The organism is Pseudoalteromonas atlantica (assembly GCA_007988745.1).
Lineage (GTDB): Bacteria > Pseudomonadota > Gammaproteobacteria > Enterobacterales > Alteromonadaceae > Pseudoalteromonas > Pseudoalteromonas atlantica.
Genome location: BJUT01000019.1, coordinates 44,794 through 65,611, shown reverse-complemented (window position 1 = coordinate 65,611; position 20,818 = coordinate 44,794). Strand labels below are relative to the sequence as shown.

19 protein-coding genes are annotated in these 20,818 nt (G+C 42.0%); 8 read left to right on the top strand and 11 right to left on the bottom strand.

Annotated elements, in window-relative coordinates:
* The first annotated feature begins 117 nt into the window (after positions 1-117).
* From greB to PAT01_RS10095, 4 genes are all read left to right on the top strand, one after another.
* On the top strand, positions 118-591 hold the full coding sequence (gene greB / locus PAT01_RS10110; RefSeq protein ID WP_004588245.1) for a transcription elongation factor GreB: 474 nt from the start codon (positions 118-120) through the stop codon (positions 589-591).
* Positions 592-724: 133 nt separating this feature from the next.
* Positions 725-1,036, top strand: a complete 312-nt coding sequence (locus tag PAT01_RS10105) for a hypothetical protein (protein WP_154945415.1) — start codon at positions 725-727, stop codon at positions 1,034-1,036.
* 50 nt (positions 1,037-1,086) lie between these two features.
* Positions 1,087-1,668, top strand: coding sequence for a CBS domain-containing protein (locus PAT01_RS10100; RefSeq protein WP_004588243.1), 582 nt, complete (start codon positions 1,087-1,089; stop codon positions 1,666-1,668).
* Positions 1,669-1,879: 211 nt separating this feature from the next.
* Positions 1,880-4,201, top strand: a complete 2,322-nt coding sequence (locus tag PAT01_RS10095) for a Tex family protein (protein WP_054983335.1) — start codon at positions 1,880-1,882, stop codon at positions 4,199-4,201.
* An 80-nt stretch (positions 4,202-4,281) separates the two neighbouring features.
* On the opposite strand, the gene PAT01_RS10090 is transcribed toward PAT01_RS10095, so the two are convergent.
* The 3 genes from PAT01_RS10090 to bioH form a co-directional block, all read right to left on the bottom strand.
* Entirely contained in the window at positions 4,282-5,142 is an 861-nt protein-coding gene (locus PAT01_RS10090; RefSeq protein WP_154945414.1) for a putative metalloprotease CJM1_0395 family protein, read from the bottom strand.
* Positions 5,143-5,147: 5 nt separating this feature from the next.
* Complete coding sequence (locus PAT01_RS10085) at positions 5,148-5,456, bottom strand: hypothetical protein (protein ID WP_004588240.1); 309 nt, start codon at positions 5,454-5,456, stop codon at positions 5,148-5,150.
* A gap of 88 nt (positions 5,457-5,544) precedes the next feature.
* The gene (bioH, locus tag PAT01_RS10080) at positions 5,545-6,282 is read right to left on the bottom strand and encodes a pimeloyl-ACP methyl ester esterase BioH (protein WP_154945413.1); all 738 of its coding nucleotides are present in this window, start codon (positions 6,280-6,282) and stop codon (positions 5,545-5,547) included.
* A 73-nt stretch (positions 6,283-6,355) separates the two neighbouring features.
* Between bioH and PAT01_RS10075 the strand changes: the two genes are divergently transcribed.
* Complete coding sequence (locus PAT01_RS10075; protein WP_154945412.1) at positions 6,356-7,033, top strand: ComF family protein; 678 nt, start codon at positions 6,356-6,358, stop codon at positions 7,031-7,033.
* Positions 7,034-7,041: 8 nt separating this feature from the next.
* Here PAT01_RS10075 and PAT01_RS10070 read toward each other — a convergent pair whose 3' ends face one another.
* Positions 7,042-9,597: a M14 metallopeptidase family protein gene (locus tag PAT01_RS10070; RefSeq protein WP_186807279.1), complete on the bottom strand. Its 2,556-nt coding sequence runs from the start codon at positions 9,595-9,597 to the stop codon at positions 7,042-7,044.
* 146 nt (positions 9,598-9,743) lie between these two features.
* Between PAT01_RS10070 and nfuA the strand changes: the two genes are divergently transcribed.
* Together nfuA and PAT01_RS10060 are read left to right on the top strand one after the other, a co-directional pair.
* The gene (gene nfuA / locus PAT01_RS10065; protein WP_154945411.1) at positions 9,744-10,319 is read left to right on the top strand and encodes a Fe-S biogenesis protein NfuA; all 576 of its coding nucleotides are present in this window, start codon (positions 9,744-9,746) and stop codon (positions 10,317-10,319) included.
* A gap of 6 nt (positions 10,320-10,325) precedes the next feature.
* Positions 10,326-10,595 carry a hypothetical protein gene (locus tag PAT01_RS10060; RefSeq protein ID WP_029774191.1) on the top strand — a complete coding sequence of 90 codons (270 nt, stop codon included), beginning with the start codon at positions 10,326-10,328 and terminating at the stop codon, positions 10,593-10,595.
* A 9-nt stretch (positions 10,596-10,604) separates the two neighbouring features.
* Here PAT01_RS10060 and PAT01_RS10055 read toward each other — a convergent pair whose 3' ends face one another.
* A complete protein-coding gene (locus PAT01_RS10055) occupies positions 10,605-11,876 on the bottom strand; it encodes an MATE family efflux transporter (RefSeq protein ID WP_054983329.1) in 1,272 nt (423 codons plus the stop codon).
* A 42-nt stretch (positions 11,877-11,918) separates the two neighbouring features.
* On the opposite strand from PAT01_RS10055, the gene PAT01_RS10050 reads away from it, so the two are divergent.
* Positions 11,919-12,944, top strand: a complete 1,026-nt coding sequence (locus PAT01_RS10050) for a polysaccharide deacetylase family protein (RefSeq protein WP_126008509.1) — start codon at positions 11,919-11,921, stop codon at positions 12,942-12,944.
* Positions 12,945-12,947: 3 nt separating this feature from the next.
* On the opposite strand, the gene PAT01_RS10045 is transcribed toward PAT01_RS10050, so the two are convergent.
* From PAT01_RS10045 to PAT01_RS10020, 6 genes are read right to left on the bottom strand one after another with little or no spacing between them, the layout of a single operon-like run.
* Positions 12,948-13,979, bottom strand: coding sequence for a protein-glutamate methylesterase/protein-glutamine glutaminase (locus PAT01_RS10045; RefSeq protein ID WP_055255281.1), 1,032 nt, complete (start codon positions 13,977-13,979; stop codon positions 12,948-12,950).
* Between the two features lie 8 nt (positions 13,980-13,987).
* Positions 13,988-14,611 carry a chemoreceptor glutamine deamidase CheD gene (gene cheD / locus PAT01_RS10040; protein WP_029774194.1) on the bottom strand — a complete coding sequence of 208 codons (624 nt, stop codon included), beginning with the start codon at positions 14,609-14,611 and terminating at the stop codon, positions 13,988-13,990.
* A complete protein-coding gene (locus PAT01_RS10035) occupies positions 14,595-15,425 on the bottom strand; it encodes a CheR family methyltransferase (protein ID WP_054983326.1) in 831 nt (276 codons plus the stop codon). Before PAT01_RS10035 ends, cheD begins: the two co-directional genes overlap by 17 nt.
* A 60-nt stretch (positions 15,426-15,485) precedes the next feature.
* Positions 15,486-18,191, bottom strand: a complete 2,706-nt coding sequence (locus tag PAT01_RS10030; protein WP_126008511.1) for a methyl-accepting chemotaxis protein — start codon at positions 18,189-18,191, stop codon at positions 15,486-15,488.
* A 48-nt stretch (positions 18,192-18,239) separates the two neighbouring features.
* Positions 18,240-18,725 carry a chemotaxis protein CheW gene (locus PAT01_RS10025; protein WP_004588228.1) on the bottom strand — a complete coding sequence of 162 codons (486 nt, stop codon included), beginning with the start codon at positions 18,723-18,725 and terminating at the stop codon, positions 18,240-18,242.
* Positions 18,722-20,809, bottom strand: a complete 2,088-nt coding sequence (locus tag PAT01_RS10020) for a chemotaxis protein CheA (RefSeq protein ID WP_126008513.1) — start codon at positions 20,807-20,809, stop codon at positions 18,722-18,724. The genes PAT01_RS10025 and PAT01_RS10020 overlap by 4 nt, the downstream gene beginning before the upstream one ends.
* Positions 20,810-20,818 lie beyond the last annotated feature (9 nt).

Here is a 20,818-nt window from a genome sequence, read left to right as displayed (position 1 = left end):
CCAAACATACTGCTGCAAATTCGACCATCAAAGAACAACACGCCCTAAAGTTTACACTCGACAAATTTTAGCAATTTTAATAACGTGCACAGCATTAGAGTTAATGAATAAAAGCCCATGAAAACAAATTTAATAACCCGCGAAGGTTACTTACAATTACAGCAAGAGCATGACCATTTATGGAACGTTAAACGCCCTGAAGTCACTAAAATAGTGAGTTGGGCGGCAAGCCTTGGCGATCGCTCAGAAAATGCAGACTATCAATATAATAAACGCTTACTGCGCCAAATTGATCGTCGTGTTCGGTATTTGCGCAAACGCCTACCCGATTTAAAAGTTATTGATTACTCGCCGCAGCAAGACGGTAAAGTATTTTTTGGCGCATGGGTAGAAATAGAAAACGAGCAAGGCGAGGTTAAAAAATTTAGAATTGTAGGGCCTGATGAAATATACGACCGTAAAGACTACATATCAATTGACTCACCTATGGCACGCGCCCTGATAAAAAAACAAGTAGACGATGATTTTGAGGTACCTACACCGCAAGGTAAAAAAGAATGGTATGTAAATAGTATTGAATATCAAAAATAGCCCCCCCATAACATTATTAATAAATAACTACTTTGATTCAGATCAGGTAAATTTTTTATTGTGTAATATATCTCATTAGGATATATATTGGTTTAGCAGGTTTATCTTTAACCTGATTTTTAAGGTAGTGGCTATGTCAAACTTAGTACAGCGCATATGTAGTAATGCCGTATTGTTTGCACTTTTAATGAGTGTGAGTTTGACTCTGCATGCCAATACCACCGAAGTAAGTATAGATAACGCCAGTGTATCTAATCATTTTATCGCTTGTGAATTTCCTGACCAAACAACCCCCGACATTGACTTAGATTCTCATGTTAATGCATTTGCTATTAGGTTGTTTCAACCGCTACCTAATGCTGTTTCATCTTTTTACCAAAGTACAAACCTATACCGTCCTTTTAGTACGGCATATCAACGTGGTCCACCTAGCTATTTAATTTAATTCACAATTTTACTTTTTGATTAAATTTTATAACTAATAAGGTGACTACTATGTCTAACTTTAAAGAATTACGTACCCAAAATATTTCTCATGGCGTTATTGCAAGCACGTTTGAAGATCAACAAGCCACTATTGATTTAACATCTCCGGCTTTAACTGTAATCAATAACTTTACCCAAAAAACGCCAATTCGCGCTCAATACGACACTCCTATTAGCGAGGCGCTTAAACAAGTACTAGCAGAGCACTCTGACTATGTATTGGTGACTGATGATGCGCAAAAATTAATTGGTATTGTTTCAAGTGCTGACCTACAAAGCGCTAAAATTACGGCCATTGCACAGCGTTTAAATACCAGCCGCAATGAAGTGAGCTTACGCTACATTATGACACCTATTAGCCAACTTAATGGCGTAAGTATGCAAAGCCTAAGCTATGCAAGTATTGGTGATGCACTACAAACAATGGAGCATCAAGGCAGCATGTTTTTATTAGCAACAACCACTAATAACGAAATATGCGGGTTAATCTCGGCGCGTCAAATAGCTAAAACATTGCATATTCCAGTGCATATTACTCCAATTGCTCACACGTTTAGTGATGTTTTAGAAAGCGTAGAGCACCCTCACTAAAGCGCGCTTTTACGCTTTGTAAGCTCAGCCAAGCCAACCATCTTAAAGCAAGCAAAATTGCTTGCTTTAAGAGCTTTTTATTACAACCTGCTGTGATATTATTCAACTAATAAATACCTGCCAAACTCATTAAATAGCAACTTTAATAAGCTGGGTATAACAGTACCAGAGGGATTTTCTGGTTTTATTTTTTGTATTAAAAGGTTTATGCATGAGCGATATCTCTGCACGTTTAGCCACTGAGCTAAATGCACAACAGCAACAAGTTGTTGCTGCTACAAAATTACTTGATGAAGGCGCAACGGTTCCTTTTATTGCGCGTTACCGTAAAGAAATTACCGGTGGATTAGACGACACGCAATTACGCCTTTTAGAGCAACGTTTGTCGTACTTGCGCGAGCTTGAAGAGCGCCGCAGCTTTATTTTATCAACCATCGAATCGCAAAATAAATTAACGCCAGCACTTAGTGCCGATATTACCAGCGCACAAAGTAAAACTGAGCTTGAAGATTTATACCTTCCTTATAAAGCTAAACGCCGTACCAAAGGGCAAATAGCCATTGAAGCAGGCCTTGAGCCACTTGCCGATGCGCTATTTAACGACGCAAACTTAGAGCCAGAGCAACAAGCGCAGCAGTTTATAAATGCCGACAAAGGCATTGCTGATACCAAAGCAGCCCTTGATGGCGCTAAATTTATTTTAATGGAACGCTTTGCAGAAGATGCCAAGTTATTAGCTAAATTCAGAAGCCACATTAGCCAACACGGCGCTATACAAAGCACACTTATTGACGGTCAAGAACAAGCCGGTAGTAAATACCGCGACTACTTTGACCATCAGGAACCTCTTAAAAAGGTCCCTTCTCACCGCGCACTTGCTATGTTGCGCGCGCGTAACGAAGGTATTTTGCAGCTGAGTATTAACCCAGAGCCAAGCAGCGAAAATGCAGCCCAGCTATGCGCGCAAATGATTGCTGATCACTACCGCTTAGATGTGAAATATAAAGCAGCTAGCGCATGGCTATTAAGTGTTGTGCAGTGGGCATGGAAAATAAAGCTTGGCCTACACCTAGAAAATGAATTTTTAGCAGCCATGCGAGAAAAAGCCGAAACCGGCGCTATAGATGTATTTGCTAAAAACTTAAAAGACTTACTTATGGCCGCCCCTGCTGGGCCGCGTACCACGCTTGGTCTAGATCCTGGTTTGCGAACTGGCTGTAAGATTGCCGTAGTTGATGGCACAGGTAAATTGCTTACAACCCAAACTATTTTCCCTCACGCACCACAAAATCACTGGGAAAAATCGTTACGTACATTAGAGCAACTATGTCGCCAGCATAAAGTAGAACTTATTGCGATTGGTAACGGAACCGCATCACGCGAGTCTGACAAGCTAGTAGGCGAACTGATTAAGGCCAATGCTGAGCTTAAATTAAACAAAATTATGGTAAGCGAAGCCGGTGCGTCTGTTTACTCTGCGTCTGAATTTGCAGCGAATGAATTTCCTAACTTAGATGTGTCTTTACGTGGCGCGGTATCTATTGCGCGTCGCCTGCAGGACCCACTTGCCGAGCTTGTTAAAATTGAGCCAAAATCAATTGGTGTAGGCCAATACCAGCACGATGTATCGCAAAGCCAATTAGGCCAAACACTGACCGCAGTAGTAGAAGACTGTGTAAACTCAGTGGGTGTTGATTTAAATATGGCCTCGGTGCCGCTTCTTACTCGCGTATCGGGGTTAAATAAAACCTTAGCGCAAAATATAGTAAATTACCGCGACACTAACGGCACGTTTACTAAGCGTAGCGAACTTAAAAAAGTTGAGCGTTTAGGACCAAAGGCGTTTGAACAAGCAGCAGGCTTTTTGCGTATTAATCAGGGTAAAGACCCACTTGATAACTCATCAGTTCACCCTGAGGCTTATCCTGTTGTAAAACTTATTTGTGAGCGTAACAACCTTGATGTAAATAGCTTAATAGGCAATAGCGAGTTTTTAAATAAGCTGGTTGCTAATGACTACACCGACGAGAAGTTTGGTTTACCTACCGTTACCGACATCATTAAAGAGCTAGATAAGCCTGGGCGCGATCCTCGTCCTGAGTTTAAAACTGCTGAATTTAAAGCCGGTGTAGAAAAAATCACAGACCTAAAACCCGGTATGATTTTAGAAGGTGTGGTTTCTAACGTTGCTAACTTTGGTGCGTTTGTTGATGTAGGTGTTCACCAAGATGGCCTAGTGCATATTTCGGCAATTACTAATAAGTTTATCTCTGATCCGCGCGAAGTAGTAAAAGCCGGTGACATTGTAAAAGTAAAAGTGGTTGAGGTAGATGCCCCACGTAAGCGCATTAGCTTTACTATGCGCTTAGATGATGAAATAGACACAAGCAATAAACCCGCTGCCGCGCCGCAAAAGCAACGCAGTAATCAGGGCCAGCAACCGCGTGCAGCAAAACCAAAGCGCGATAACGGTAACGCCATGATGGGTAATGCCTTTGCCGATGCATTTGCTAATGCAAAAGTAAAAAAATAATACCCGTTTGCTTCATTAAGTGATCTCTCCTCAAACTAAAAAGCCGCTCATTGAGCGGCTTTTTTAATTATGCTTTGGTTTTAACCAAACGCAGAAAAACCACTCTCGTTTTGGGGTGAGCTAGTCATTTGATAAAAATTGGCTATACGGCCAGCTCGTGCGTCTACTTCTGGGTCGCGTGCTTGCTCTGTATTAGTATCGCTTTGAGACTCAGCGGTGCTGGTTTCGTTTATTGATAACGCACTTTGTGGCTCTTGTGCTTGCGCTTCATCGTCAGCAGGGGCTGATAATTCAGCTTGCGCTGCGGCCATTTTTTGGGTTGCATCAGCAGCAATGGCTCTATCTGCACTAGAAGGTTCAGCAGGGGCAAGTGCGGCTGCACGTACCGTTTGCATTTTATCTATAGTGGCTTGAGGATCGCCGGGGATTTCAGATACATCAATTTGTACCTCACCGCCAACAGCGTAATTAGTGCCATCTGGTCCACGTTGGTATTCATAACTTGGTGAGCCTGCATACTGCCCACCCACCGATGCATGAGCTTGTTCGTGCACACGCACTTCAGTATCGCGCGCTTTAAGCTCTTCAATTTGCTGCTGTTCTAATTCTAGCTGTTGCTGATCTTGCTCTTCTTCGGGGGTGTCTTCGCTTGCTTGTTGGTTTTGTTGCTGTTCGCTATCTGAATCTTCGCTGCCTTGCTGACGCTGCTCAACAGCTTGCTCATCACTGAGTTTACCGGTTGCATCGTAGGTGGCGGCTTCTGCACTGCTTGGCAGTTTTGCTTTATCAGCATCGCTTTGCGCTTTGGTTTCGGTATTACTGGCGCTATTGGGTGCAGGGGCAGGAATAACTTCGCGCAGTTGGTTGTCACGCCGAGCGGTTTCAGTATAAACATTGGCGGTGTTTATATTGATAGATGGAAAAGGCGTGACAATATTCATAACGTTTAAACTTTAATATCGATTAGCGTACCAAGCACTTCATCTGCAGTTTGAATAGATTGCGTGTTTGCCTTGGCATTAAACTCTTCAACTTTTAAATTAACAAGCGCTTCGTCAACCCGAGCTGGTTGTGCAACAGGCGCTGTTACAGCCTCTTCAGGTCGCGCAGCTGTTAACTGGCGCTGTTGGGCTAGTTGCGTATCGTCTTGCTCTTCAATGGTGGCACGGTTTATCTCTGCGCTTGCTCGTTCTATACCTTGGCTTGCACGATTAAACCCTTCTACACCACTATTAAATACTGAACCAATAGCCATGCTGTACCTCCAAAAATAAATATTGTTTAATTATCGCTCACTTCATGGGCAAAATAAAGCTTTAAACAGTACCTTTCTTTAGGCTATTTTAAAGCATTGATTTAACGGCAGATAAAAACTCTTTTTTATGAGAAATAAACGGTGCATGGGAGGCTTTATCTAGTACTTCGTATTCAAACTCAGTATTTAGTGCTGCCATTTTATTAATTGCTTTGTAAGGTACCAGCGCATCTAAACGGCCAAATATCGCTTTTATAGGCACTGGGCAATGCGCAAATACGTTGCGTAAATCATCATTGTGTAAAATATTTAAGCCCGCACTTAATGCCTCACTTTTAGGCGCGTTGTACTGATTTAGCAAGTGCTTTAGCTGCTTTATATCATCGCGTGCCGACTCACTACCCATGGCCTGAATAGCTAAAAAGCGCTCTATGGTTTTTTCTCGCTGATTAACTAATTGCTCTTTAAATTGCTCAAGCACGCTGGTTTTTATTCCAGGCCAATCATCTGCCTCGGCAAAAAAAGGGCTTGAGGCAACTAAAATTACTTTTGCTACTTTATCTGGCCAATGTTTAGCAATATAAAGTGCGAACAATCCTCCTAGCGACCAGCCCATTAAAATAGAGCCAGGGCTAAGTTGCTCGCTTACGATTTCAGCTGCATCGTGTAAATTATAAGGGCTTGGGCAGCTATTGCTGTTGCCAAAGCCAGGCAGGTCAATACTGCGCACCGAGCCACTGTATAAAAACGTTAACTCTGGCTGCACTAATTGCCATACGCCTTGGTTCATGCCCCAACCATGTAATAAAACTAACTCGCTTTGCATATTTGCCTAACCTTAACCAAACTTAGCCACATCATAACGCTTACATTGACGAAAGCAACGCAAGGAGCAACCAATGCAACACTCATTTTTTAATTGGTTATTTCCCTCTTATTGCGTGCAATGTCAGGGAGTTATTAGTGCTCAAGAGGGATTATGCGACTATTGCTTAGCGGATTTAAGCGTGTTTGATTTAAATAAGCACAGTAATTTATTGCACCGCCCGGATATTGTAGAAATGTTTCCGCATTGCGAGTTTGATAAGCTCTTTGCCTGTGCTTTTTATCAACCCCCTTTTGAGCATTGGCTTAAACGGCTCAAATTTAATAATCAAATTCACTATAAAAAAGCGCTGCAACAAGTAATTAAACGCCAGCTAACGGTGTTTTTTGAAAATTTAACTACCCAGCCCGACATAGCTATTATTTTACCTTTGCACCGAGGGCGCTTTTTAACGCGCGGGTTTAATCAGGTAAGCCAAGTGTGGCAACCGTGTTTGGCAAAACATATTTGTATAAGTAATGCGCTAATACGCAATAAAGCCACGCAAGCACAGTCACAATTATCTAGAGCTAAGCGGATTAAAAATGTAAAAAATGCCTTTGTATGCACACAAGATATGAGCGGTAAAACGGTGGTTATTGTAGATGATGTAATGACCACAGGCGCCACGCTCAACGCGGCTACCCGAGTATTAAAGCAAGCGGGCGCTAAACAAGTCTGGGCTTTTGCTACGTGTTTAACGCCACTTTAAAGGGGTAGTTAATCACCTCTTACTCTAAATGTGTGGCCAAAAAATAAAGCATTACTGAGTAATCGGCTTGTGCCGTACCAGTATCCTCTAAATACAGGGTTATCTGTCATCGCAATAACACTGCCACGCCCGTATGAGTGGGCCATCATGGCTGCTGCACCGGCAATTTGCTGCTCATTTACGCCATCGGTAAACCCTGCTAATAGTGGTTTTTGCGGGTAAGTGAGTATGTTTACAAACGGGGCGGATGATTTTTCTAATAACCAGGTACTATTTTTAAATACAGGCAGCGTTTCGCGATTAAGCGAAAACGTTAGTGGATGCGTGGTGTCTACATCGGTATTAAAAATAGCGCCGGCTATACGTTGTCGCCCAGCTAAATGATCTTTATCTGCGTAATTTAGCCCTTGAGTATTAAAAGCGCTGGCTACATCTTGCCTAGATAAATAATTAGCCTTGAGTAATTGCTGATCAGCTAAAAATTTAGCGCCGCCTTTGTGGCCCCAAATTACGCCGCCTTTTCTTACCCAGCTTTTAATAGCAACTTTATCACTATCGGGTAAGCCCGAATAATTGCCATTAGCTAGTACAATGTGGCTGTAATTATTTAAATCTAAGCTACCTAAACGCTCCATTTCTACTATGGTCGGAGAAATACCAACAAAGCGGTCAAGGTAATACCATGCTTCACCCGCTTCGTATTGGCTTACGCCTTTACCGCCCACAAGCAGTACTTTTGGCTCGTTTAATACCGCCATAGTGCGCGAGCCTAAATCGGCGCCTTTCCCTGTAAGACCAGTGGTAATAGGCTTTATCGCAATACCAAACTGGGTTTGAGCATCGTTTAAAATAGCCACCCAATCAGGGTTCGTCTGCAGCCCTGCGGGGACAATAATGCTGCCAGGTGCAAAGTCTATTTCGGTGGTGCTGCTTTTAGCTGTTAAGGCGCTTAACGCGACACGCGCTTTAATACCTTGCTTTAGCAAGCTATTTAGCATTTTAGGCGCTAAGTAATCGTCCCAGGCAAAGCCAAATGCATAACTTTGCTTTAACGCAGCAAATGATGGTTTAACTGCTTTTTGCCACGCAGTGCTGGCTACTTCTAAGCCCCAGCTACTTTTTACTTGTGCAAACTCTAAATTAAAAGCATGGGCGAGTGTCCAGCCTGACACATCATAAAATGTGTTATCGGCAAAACTTTTTTGCTCACTAAAAATAGCTTTTACTAAACGAAACTGTGGCTGAGCTAACGGCACAAAATAACTCTGGGTGCTAAAGTTTTTGCCATTGGCTTTTAGTGCCTTTGTAAGTGGATAGGCGTTAATTTGATGCTGCTTTAACAGGTTTAAAAATAGTTTAATCCGGGTGTTGTCTTTAGCGCCCTCAACCACATAGCCTTCAAAACTTTCATCATGTGCTAAATCAATTGCTTGGTTATAAAATTTAGCCTGATAGGTTAATAGCGCCTCGCGGTTATCTACCGCTGCTTTAAAGGTTGATAGGCTTGTTAGTAACTGATTTTTAATAGTAAAAGGAAACGTAAGCGTACCATTTATGGTTTCTTGTACATGCCCACGTGAGCTGGCTTGCTCAAATAAAATACCTATACCGCCGTTTACATCGGGGTAGGTTGAACCCTTGCCGTAATAAAAGTCGTCAAAGCTTTCTTCGGTAAAATAAAGGGCATTATTTTTATCTAAAGTTTTAGCATGGTAATTGGCTATGGCTTTAGTAAGCGTTACGTTTTCATCTGGGGTAATTGGGTGCTTGCGACTGGCAATGCCAGGTTGAAAAAAGTAGCTGCTGTTTGGGCCCATTTCATGAAAGTCGGTAAGAATATTTGGCTTCCATTGATGAAACTTAGCAATGCGTGCACGCGACTCTGGGTGTTGTAGTAACAACCAATCGCGGTTTAAATCAAACCAATAGTGATTTGTACGGCTACTTGGCCAGCTTTCTACGTGTTCACGCGTTTTAGGGTCGCTTGATAAGTTCATCCCCCGATTACTATTAGCCCAATTAGCAAAGCGAGCCAAGCCATCGGGGTTAAGTGAAGGGTCGAGCAAAATAACGGTATTATTTAATAGTTTTTCTATTTCTGGGCCTTGCGCTGCAGCAAGGTAATACGCAACCAATAAAGCGGCATTGCTGCCTGATGACTCATTGCCATGCACACTGTACCCCATCCAAACTACAGCAGGCTCATTTTGTGTGTTTTTAGCTTGCTCACTGTTTGTTAAACGGGCTAAGTGCGCTTGGCGAATTTGCTCTAAGTTAGCTAGTTTTTCAGCGCTGCTAATACTTAGCATCACAAGCGGACGTTGCTCGTGTGTGCGCCCTATTACTTCAAAATTTATACGATTACTTTTTTGCGCTAGAATTTCCATGTAACGCACCAGTTGGTCGTGCCTTACATGCCACTCACCTACTTCGTAACCAAGTACGTCTTGTGGGGTGGGTATTGTTTTATCAAACTCTACATCTTGTTCAAAATAATACGAAAGTGGTTTTGCCATACTTGAAAAGCTAAGCATTGCCACCATTATAGTTACTATCCAGCGCATATAAATCACTCTAAAAATGTTTGTTATTTGCACGCTAGCATTGCTTAAAATAGATGCCAACTTTTTACGCTCAACACTAGCCGCAACACGATGAGCGGAGTATGATATGCAGTATCCGAGTAATTTAGTCAAGTATAGACGGTTTTATGATTTCTATTTCCGAAACAGCACAAGCGCATTTTGCTAAACTTTTAGCAGATCAAGCACAACATACTAATATTCGTGTGTTTGTTGTAAACCCTGGTACATCACAAGCGGAATGTGGTGTTTCTTATTGCCCAGAAGACGCCGTAGAAGACAGCGATATTCGTCTTAACTTTAATGGTTTTGATGCCGTAGTAGATACAGAAAGCGCTCCTTTTTTAGAAGAAGCTGAAATTGATTTTGTTACCGACAAAATGGGCACTCAGTTAACTTTAAAAGCGCCTAATGCAAAGGCACGTAAACTAGGCGATAACGCATCGCTAAATGAGCGTGTTCAACACATGCTAGAAACCGAAGTAAACCCGCAGCTAGCTAACCACGGTGGCCAAGTAAGCCTAGTTGAAGTAACCGCTGAAGGTATTGCAGTACTTCAATTTGGTGGTGGTTGTAATGGCTGTTCTATGATCGATGTAACGCTTAAAGAAGGCATCGAGAAAGAAATGATTGCAAAGTTTGATGAAATCACCGGTGTTGCCGACATTACCGAGCACCAAGCGGGCGATCACTCTTATTACTAAGCAATAATGTTAAAGCCGCTTATTTATCGCTTAGGGAGTAACCCTAAGTTGAGTTTAACGCGCTTTTTTCGCGGCTTAGCACTGTTTGTGCTAGCCGTGATATTTATTGCCCTTGGCTACTACACCCACTTTAGCTTACAAATTATAGGTGTGGTTATTTTAATCCCGGCATTATTTTTTGCTGCATGGGGTTATAGCGGTATTTTTGCCAATCGTTTCTCGCAAGTTTTAAAAGATATGGGGCCAAAAGATCACGACCCCGACCTATGGAAATGACATGTTCGCTTAATCTAGCAGCTGATTAGTTGCTTTTAACTGCAAATACTTAATAATTAACGTAACGCCGCGCATAAGCATAAAGCAACTCATAGCCAGCCATAACGCATTATTTTGCCACTCTATAAACACCCAAAACACCCCAAAAAAGCCAACAGCAGCAGAAAGAATCATACTGTTACGCATATTTTTTGCCCGTGTAAGCCCTACAAATACGCCATCAAACAAAAAGCAGCTCATTGCTAACATAGGCAATACTATTACCCACGGTAAGTAATTTGTCGCAGCTTCTATCACCTCGGGTACATTGGTTAAAAGCTTAATAATAGCGCTGCCAAACACAGCAAAAAATACGCTGTATAACACGCCAAAAAGCATCCCCCAAAACACACTTATTTTTACCCACAATCTAATGTTATTAACGCTTCGCTGGCCTTTAGCTTGACCAACTTTGGCTTCGCTTGCATAGGCTATTCCATCAAGTGCAAAGCTTACTAACATTAAAAAATTAAGTAACACGGCATTTGCTGCAAGCGTTGTTTCGCCTATGCGGGCGCCATAAAAGGTCATAAAGCTAAAGCATAATTGCAAAATTAAAGAGCGAATAAATATATCTCTATTTAAACTAAGTAGCTCTGCCATTTTGCTAACACTGAGCCAGTTGGGCACGCTTAGCTCCACGCCTTGCTTTTTAGCGAGCTTAATCACTAGTAGCAACGCAAAAGCCAACGCGCTGTAATCTGCAATTAACGACGCCCATGCTGCTCCCGCTACTGCCCAGTCTAAATACACCACAAAATATATATCGAGCACTATGTTGGTAATATTGGTCACTAACAGCAAGTAAAATGGCCCTCGCCCATAATGTACGCCAAGCATCCAGCCAAGCAGCACTAAATTACAAAGTGCGGCAGGGGCACTAAATATACGAATACTAAAATACTGATATGCTTGAGCAAGAACCTCGCTATTTGCGCCTGATAAAAATGCAATGGCTTGTTTTATCAAGGGCGATAAGGCAATAAGCGCTAACGCCACACACACGGCAAGTAATAAGCTGCGTTTTAAAAGCGCTGCTAACTGTGTTAAGTTATTTTGCCCGTATGCTTGGGCCACTAACCCTGTGGTGCTCATACGTAAAAAACCGGCGAGCCAAAATAAAATAGAAATAACAGCTGAGCCAAGTGCGATACCCGCTAAGTAATGTGCGCTACCTAAGTGGCCAATAACAGCGGTATCAACAATTCCTAACAGTGGGACAGTAATATTTGATAATATCATTGGACCCGCTAGCAACAGCAAGCTTTTATGGTGTGCCTTATTATGTTTAAGAAATTGTTTCATTTAGTTTTAATTACTCTCATTTGTTTATCTGTACGTGCTCATGCGGCGGTTATTTTACAGTATCACCATGTAAGCGAAACCCTTCCGGCTGTGACCAGTGTAAGCGCAAATACGTTTACCAAGCATTTGAGCTACTTAAAAGAGCATAATTTTAATGTTATTGCACTAAATGAGCTAATAAGCGCTATACAACAAGGCAAAACCTTACCTGAGAAAACAGTCGCTATCACCTTTGACGATGGTTACAACAATAACTACGAACAAGCAGCGCCTATTTTAGAAAAATTTGGTTACCCCTATACTATTTTTGTAAACCCTACCCTTATTGATGAAGGCAAAGGCTACGTAATGGGGTGGGATAAATTAAAAGAGCTCGCAGGCAAAGGGGCGCTAATTGCCAATCACACTGCCCAGCATGACTACCTGCATATTAAGCTAAAAGATGAGAGCGATGCACAGTGGCAAGCACGTATAAAACAAGATATTTTGCATTCTCAACAGCGTATTAAAGAAGAAATAGGCCACGATTATAAATACCTAGCGTACCCGTATGGTGAGTTTAATAACAAACTACAAGCGCTTGTAGAAGAGCTTGGCTTTATTGGCATTGGTCAGCACTCAGGCGCTGTAAATAAAAACGCTAACTTTACCCGCTTACCGCGTTTTCCAGCCTCTGGCTTTTACAGTAAATTAGATACGTTAATTACAAAATTAAACTCTCGGGCGTTTAGTATTAAAACCCTAGATTACCAAGACAGTGTAACCTCACAAAACCCACCAACGCTCAGCATTGAATTTGAAATGGGTGATTTTCATAAAAGTCAGTTTGCGTGTTATGTCTCAAGTGTTGGGCAGGCTAAGTTAACTTGGATAAACGACACAACTGTAAAAATTGACTCGCCAAAGGCGCTAAATAAAGGCCGTTCACGCTTTAATTGTACCGCCCCTTCTATTGAGTTCCCTGGTAGTTACTATTGGTTTTCGCAGCCATGGGTTATTCAGTAGCAATTACACCTTTATAGCCTGATGCAATAAGCGCTGGGTTACTTTATCAAGCGCAACAATTTCGTGAGCGGCACCTAAATCAACCGCCGCTTTGGGCATTCCCCACACCACAGAAGAAAACTCATCCTGTGCAATGGTGTAGCCACCCGCTTGTTTAATGCTAAGCAAGCCCTTTGCTCCATCGCTCCCCATACCGGTTAGTAACGCTGCCACAATGTTTTTTGCACCGCACTCAAGTAACGAGTTAAATAATACATCTACTGCCGGTTTATGGCGGTTAACAGGCTCAGAATCATCAAGCTCGCAATATAAACTTGCCCCTCTTTTTTTTATGCTTAAGTGTAAACCACCAGGGGCTATATAAGCCCATCCTGCAGTTAGCTTGTCGCCGTGCTGCGCTTCTTTTACGTTAATTGCACAGGTGCGGTCCATACGCTGGGCAAACGAGGTACTAAATACCGGAGGAATATGCTGGGTAATCACGATCGCAGGGCAATTGGTCGGCATTTTTATAAGCACTTCTTTTATTGCTTCTGTGCCCCCTGTTGAAGCCCCTATCGCTATTACCTTGTTTAATAAAAATTGTGCATTGCTAGGTAAAGGCTCACTTACGGTGCTTACCTTTTTAAAACTTCTTACCCTTGCACCTGCCGCCACACGCACTTTTTGCTGCACAACATATGCATATTGACTCATTTGCTGCTTAACATTCACCGTTGGCTTAGCAATAAAATCCACTGCACCAAGCTCAAGCGCTTCTAAGGTGATAGGCGAGCCTTGCTGGGTTAGTGTAGAAATCATCACAACGGGCATAGGTCTTAAGCGCATTAGGTTTCTTAAAAAGCTAATGCCGTCCATTTTTGGCATTTCTACATCGAGGGTAAGCACATCCGGATTGAGCAATTTAATCATTTCTCGTGCTTGATAAGGGTCTTCAGCACAGCCAACAACCTCGATATCGCTAGCCTGAGATAATATTTCGCTCAGCAAACGCCTTATCAGTGGTGAATCATCTATTATCAGAACTTTAACCATTACGGCTCCTAAAACAGCTCTATGTTAGTCTCGGTGGCTTTATCTTGTTGCTTAAGGTTTTGCAGGTAGCGCACTTCGCGTTTTTCAATTGTATTGTTGTGCAAATTCTTCAGCTTTTTTACGTGGACTTTGCCCGTATGCGGATGAAAAAAAATTTTTCGAGGCCACGGCCCTCCCATATCTTGTGCAACAAGATTGAGCGACTCTTCCTGAATATACGCATTGGCAAAGCTAATATTACCTATCCCTATGTCGGTCATTGCGCTAATTATTTTGCCGCCACCAAAGAGTTTTATTTTTAAATTTTTTCGCGCAGCACCACCTTTGAGTACTTCGTTGATCAGGTATTCCATTGCCCAGTTTCCGTAGCGGCAGCTCAAACTATGGGCACTGTTTAATTCTAGGCCTTTTTTTACTGGCAACATAAAATGATTTACGCCACCTATACCGGCTTTTTCATCGTAAACACACGCGGCTATGCACGACCCAAGCACTGTAGAAATAAGCTCATCATTTTTTGAGACATAAAATTCGCCAGGTAATATTTTTGCCACCACGCTTGTGCGCCCTGCATCCCAGTAACGTTTTATATGTTCAAACCCTGGGAGCACCGGCCTAAACTGTGCGTGCATTGTGTTGCTTTTGATACATGGTTTTCCCTAAATTTTTAAACTCAGAATGCTCTTTTCCCATACTCTCTGAGTGCCCTAAAAACAAATAACCGTCACGATTAAGTGCATTTGCATAACGTTTAAACAAGGTGTCTTTTGTTTCTTTATCAAAATAAATAACCACGTTACGACATAAAATTAAGTCAAACTGCCCTTTCATAGGCCATTCTTGTAAAAGGTTAAGGCGTTTAAAAAAAATGTGCTTATTTAACTGTGGTTTTACTTTATATGTTTGCCCGTCTTTGCTTTTTAAAAACCACTTTTTAAGTACATTGTTTTCTAAGCCATTTACATTAGCCGCGGTATAAATACCCGCTTGTGCTTTGGCTAATACATTAGAATCTAAATCGGTTGCTAAAATTTTTACATCCCAAGAACTTGGGAATAAATCGGCAAGGGTTATTGCTAAGCTGTAAGGCTCTTCGCCTGTAGAGCAACCCGCTGACCATACGCGTACTCGTTTTGTTACTTTGTTACTGCTAAGTAACTGCGGCACTATGGTGTTTTTTAAAAACTCAAAGTGGTGGGGCTCTCTAAAAAAGGAGGTTAAGTTAGTGGTAATAGCATTAATAAATGCGTCAAACTCAGCCTCTTTATTATTGTGTAAGTACTCTAAGTATTGAGAAAAGTTTTTAAGTTTATGCTCTCTTACCCTTCTTGCTAAGCGGGAATACACCATTTCGCGTTTATGATCGCCAAGCACAATTCCGCACGCGTTATAAACTAAAGTGGCAATGTCTTTAAAATCTTTATCGGTACATAAAAATTCTTTCATTGTCATACCATCCCTTGTAAAGCAGGCTTGCTAGGGTATTAACTAGCAAGCCAGTAATGACTAAAACTCTTCCCATTCATCTGCTGAGTCTATAAAGTTTTCGCCTTTGGGTTGGGTATTTTTTAAATAGCCACTAGGTTGGCGCGCAGGGGGCGCTGAGCGTTCAAAGTGCGTATTTGGCAATGTGTTCATGCCTTGCTGCCCGAGTGAAAAAAAGTGCAATAACTGACGCATCTCGTTTGCTTGCTCAGCCATTGACTCGCCCGCCGCAGACGCTTCTTCTACAAGCGCCGCATTTTGCTGGGTCATTTCATCCATTTGGGCAACCGCTTTATTAACTTGCTCAATGCCTGCGCTTTGCTCTTCAGAGGCCTCGGTTATATCCGAAATCATTTGCGTAACACGTTGTACGCTTGAAACAATTTCTCTGAGTGTTTCGCCCGACTCATTTACAAGCACAGAGCCATCGGTAACTTTTGCAACGCTGTCTCTAATAAGCTCTTTAATTTCTTTGGCTGCTCCAGCTGAGCGCTGCGCTAAATTACGCACCTCACCAGCAACAACGGCAAAGCCACGGCCTTGCTCACCCGCTCTGGCTGCTTCAACGGCGGCGTTAAGTGCCAGTAAATTAGTTTGAAAGGCAATTTCATCAATCACGCCAATAATGTCTGCAATTTTTTTACTCGACTCGTTAATGGCCGACATACTCGTTACAGCCCTATTAACTACTTCACCACCTTGAATTGCTTTCTCACAGGTTTCTTCGGCTAAATCGTTAGCGACTTTTGCGTTATCTGCATTTTGCCTTACGGTACTGGTCATTTCCTCCATACTTGACGCCGTTTCTTCAAGTGATGAAGCTTGTTCTTCGGTACGCTGGCTTAAATCGGCGTTGCCTTGCGAAATTTCCTCTGCGCCACTGGCCACTAACGTGGCCGATGAGTTAATTCGGTTAATCACATCGGTCAATTTATCTGCTGTGGTATTAGCATCTTGCTTGAGCTTATCAAACGAGCCTTGATACTCTTTTTCTATGCGTTTTGATAGGTCGCCATTGGCCATTGCATCAAGCATTTGCGCGGTATCACTAACGGCATCATCCACAATTTCAACTAAGCTGTTTAAGCCCTGCGCTAAGCGTAAGAAAAAGCCTTCTTTACCTTTTTCATCTACTCGGGTTTCTAAATCGCCATTTCCTGCATCGCTGACTAATTGTGCAATTTCTTTTTCTATTGCAACTTCGCCCGTTCTATCTTCCCACTCAACTACGGTGCCTATGCGTTCTTGTTCTGGTGTAAAAATAGGGTTTGCAACTAAACCAAAGGTGCGCCCGCCTACTTTTATTTCGGCTCGGTAAGTTGCTGTAAGTTTAGCTAGTAGGTTTTGTTGATGAGCCGGATTTTTATGGAATATATCTATGTTTTGCTGCATTAAATTGGTGCTATCAAAGTTTGGCAGCTCCTTTTTCAAATCATCTTCGGCAATACTCATCATCGATTTAACCGCGTTGTTCATGTATACAATTACATTTGAAGCATCGGCTATCATGGTGTTTGTTGCTACGGTATCAAGCGCTTGTTTTACTCGTAAGTTTTCTTGTGCTTCAGCACGTTCTTGCTCTGCTTTTGCTACGCTATCGGTAATATCTTCCCACTCAACAATGGTGCCTAAATGCTTACCTTCATGATTTATCCACGGTGTAGCAATTAAACTAAAAATAAGCCCCGCTAAACGTAACTCAGTTTTATAAGGTTGTTTTAAGTTTTTTAATAGTTCGCGTTGATGAGCTGGGTGCTTATGAAAATCATCAACACACGTGCCTATTAAATTATCAACAGAAAAACTAGGTAGCACACCTTGCAACTCAGTTTCTCGCGCTTTGAGCATTAACTTAACCTGATCGTTTACAAATACAATATTTAGGTCTTTATCGGCAATCATTACATTAGCTTGGCAAACAGTTAACGCACTTGCTAAATCGGCAGCCTTTTTAGACTCGCGCTCTAGCTGTTTTTGCGCGGTGATATCACTGGCGTATTTAATAACTTTATAAGGCTTGCCGTTTAAATCGAAAATAGGGTTATAAGAGGCTTGAATCCATATTTCTTGCCCTTGTTTGCCTATTCGCATGTACTCGCCCGAGTCGTACTCGCCTCGTCCTAACTTATCCCAAAATTGTTTATACTCGTTTGTTTTAGCGTATTCTGGGTCGACAAATAATTTATGATGCTGGCCTTTTATTTCGCTAAGTTGATAGCCTAAACCATTTAAAAAATTGTCATTGGCAGTAATGATTGTGCCATCAAGATTAAACTCAATCACCGCCTGAGATTTACTAATTGCCTCAAGTTGGCCTTGCGCTTCAGCGGCCTGTTTCTTTTGTTCGGTAATGTCGGTAGCAAATTTAATTACTTTTAGCACTTGCCCTTGGCTATCAATAATTGGGTTATAGGTAGCTTGGATCCATACCTCTCGCCCTCCATTAGCAAGACGCTTAAACTCATTAGAAATAAACTCACCACCGCGCAAGCGTTGCCAAAAATTTTTATACTCGCTGCTCTGTGCTTCATCTGGTTCAACAAACATAGAGTGGTGCTGCCCTTGCACTTCCTCTAAACGGTATCCCATTGCATTTAAAAAGTTTGAATTAGCCGTAATTATTCTGCCGCTGGGTTCAAACTCAATAACCGCTAATGATTTATTTAATGCATTAACGATTAAGTCATTACTTGATTCTGACTGCTTCGGATTACTAAACCATCCCATGCCCATCACCACCTTTATGTTTGTTTTTGTTGCTACATAGCGCTGTGGCTATATATCCATTGTTCTTTGTAAATCAATTAACGAGACCATTTTTTCGCCCACGTTCACCAACCCTGCGACATATTCACAATTACTCGAATCAGACAGGCTAGGGACGGGCTTGGCGTCTTGCTCTGCAATGCTGTAAACATCTGACACCGCATCTACTGCGATGCCCATTATTTTTGAATCGTTTTCAAAAATAACTTTTACAACAATAACAACCGTTAATGGCCCATATTCAGTGCTTGGCAGGCCAAAACGTAAGCGTAAATCTATTATTGGCACTATAGTGCCGCGAAGGTTTATCACTCCTTTAACAAAATCCGGCGCGTTGGGCAGTACGGTAATTTCTTCCCAACTTCTGATCTCTTGCACGGTTAATATATCTACGCCGTATTCTTCGCCAGCCATAATAAAGGTTAAAAACTGCTTAACGCCTTGCTGTTGCCCTAAATCAATTTTGTTGTTTAGCTCGCTTTGTTCACTAATCATGAAGCCTCCAGAGGTGTTTTTGATTCTATGATTAGCTCTTGGCTACCTGGTTTTTTAAGCCCTGATAATTTTATTAAGCCGCTAATATCAACAATTAACGATACACGCCCGTCGCCTAAAATAGTTGCTCCAGACACCCCATCTACTTTTTGGTAATTGGCCTCTAAACTTTTTATGACTACCTGCTGCTGCGAAAGTAAGTCATCAACCAGCAAACCCACTTTTTGGTTGTCGGTTTCAACAACCACCAGCAAGGTTTTGTCTAATGACTCTATGGCGTTTTGATGATTAAAAATTTGATATAAGCGTAAAATAGGAATGTATTCGTCACGCAGCCTTAGTACATCTAAGTCTTTACCCACTCGGCTTACTTTAGTGATATCAATCTGTAGTGATTCAACAATAGAAATAAGCGGAATAATATAAGTATGCTGGGCAACTTTAACTAATTGACCATCTAAAATGGCAAGTGTAAGGGGCAGCCTAATTGTAAAGGTAGAGCCAACGCCAGGCGCTGATGAAACCTCAACCGAGCCATTTAAAGATTGAATATTGCGCTTAACAACATCCATTCCTACACCACGCCCAGATAAGTCGCTAACCGCATCGGCGGTAGAAAAGCCGGGCATAAAAATAAGCTCGTTAATTTCATCATCTGTTAAATTACAATCAGCGGTGATCAGCCCATTAGCAATGGCTTTTTCTTTAATTTTTTGCGTATTTAAGCCTTGCCCATCGTCCATTATTTCTATCACGATATTGCCGCCTTGATGAAAGGCATTTAAGGTCACGGTGCCCACTGGGTCTTTACCTGCGGCAACCCGCTGTTCAATTGTTTCAAGGCCATGGTCGAGCGAATTTCTGACTAGGTGCACCATGGGGTCAGATATTTTTTCCATTACCGTTTTATCTAGCTCGGTTTGCTCGCCTAATAATTTTAACTCCACCTGTTTATTTAGTTTTTGCGCTATATCGCGCACTAAACGCGGAAACCGGCTAAATACAAAGTTAATCGGTAACATACGAATACGCATAACATTTTCTTGCAGGTCTCGGGTATTGTGCGCCAGTTGTGCCAAACCTTCTTGTAATGACGTAATGGTTGATTCGCTAATTTCTTGCTCGCTCAACTGATTTAACATGGCTTGTGTTATTACCAGCTCACCAACCATATTTATTAACGAGTCTACTTTGTCTATTCCTACTCTTATGGAGGTAGACTCTGGTGCTGATGTTGGCTTTTTATCGGCTGTGGGTTTGCTTTTAGGTTTGTCGGGTGCTTTTTTAGCATCGCTAATAGGCTGTGTTTGAGCTGTGCTATCGTTGCTCTTTTCATCAGCGTTTGCGGTGTGAGAAGTGTCTTCATCAAATAACCCGCCACAAAGCTCTATTTTTATATCGGCATCATCTTCTACCCATTCAAATACCTCTTTAATGGCGGCTTCTTTTTCGCTGGTATTTAAAAAAAAGCGCCAGTGTAAGTAGCACTCGTCACTGCTTAAATCTTTAATATCTGGGATATCGTCTAAAAATGCCTGTGTTTCAAGCTCACCGAGTTCAGCTAATTCGCTGATCATAAATAAAGGCTCGTTGCCTGTTTTAAAAAGGTGATGATGCGGTTTAAAATCAATTTGAAAGGTATTTACCTCAGCAGCAGCCGTTACTTCGCTTGCCTCGCTTGGGGCTGAATCGGCTTGCATTTCGAGTACAATTTCAAACTGTTTTTTTAAGGTTGTAGCGTGTGATAAATCAGGCTCTTGCTCTGCTTGCAGCTCACCGAGTAACCCACGCAAGCAATCAACAGCTTTAAGCAATAAATTAACGTGCTCGGTGGTGAGTTCGCGCTCACCTTGGCGTATTTGATCCAGTAGGGTTTCTAGCACATGGGTAAACTCAGCAACAGAGTTAAAGCCAAAGGTGCCACTGCCCCCTTTAATTGAGTGCGCAGCTCTAAAAATAGTATTTATTGTTTCTAAGTCTTCTTCGCCGGGCTCTAAATTTAATAGCTCGGCCTCCATTGTATCTAGGCCTTCAAAACTTTCTTCAAAGAACACTTCAAAAAATTGACTTAAATCTATACTCACGCCGCACTC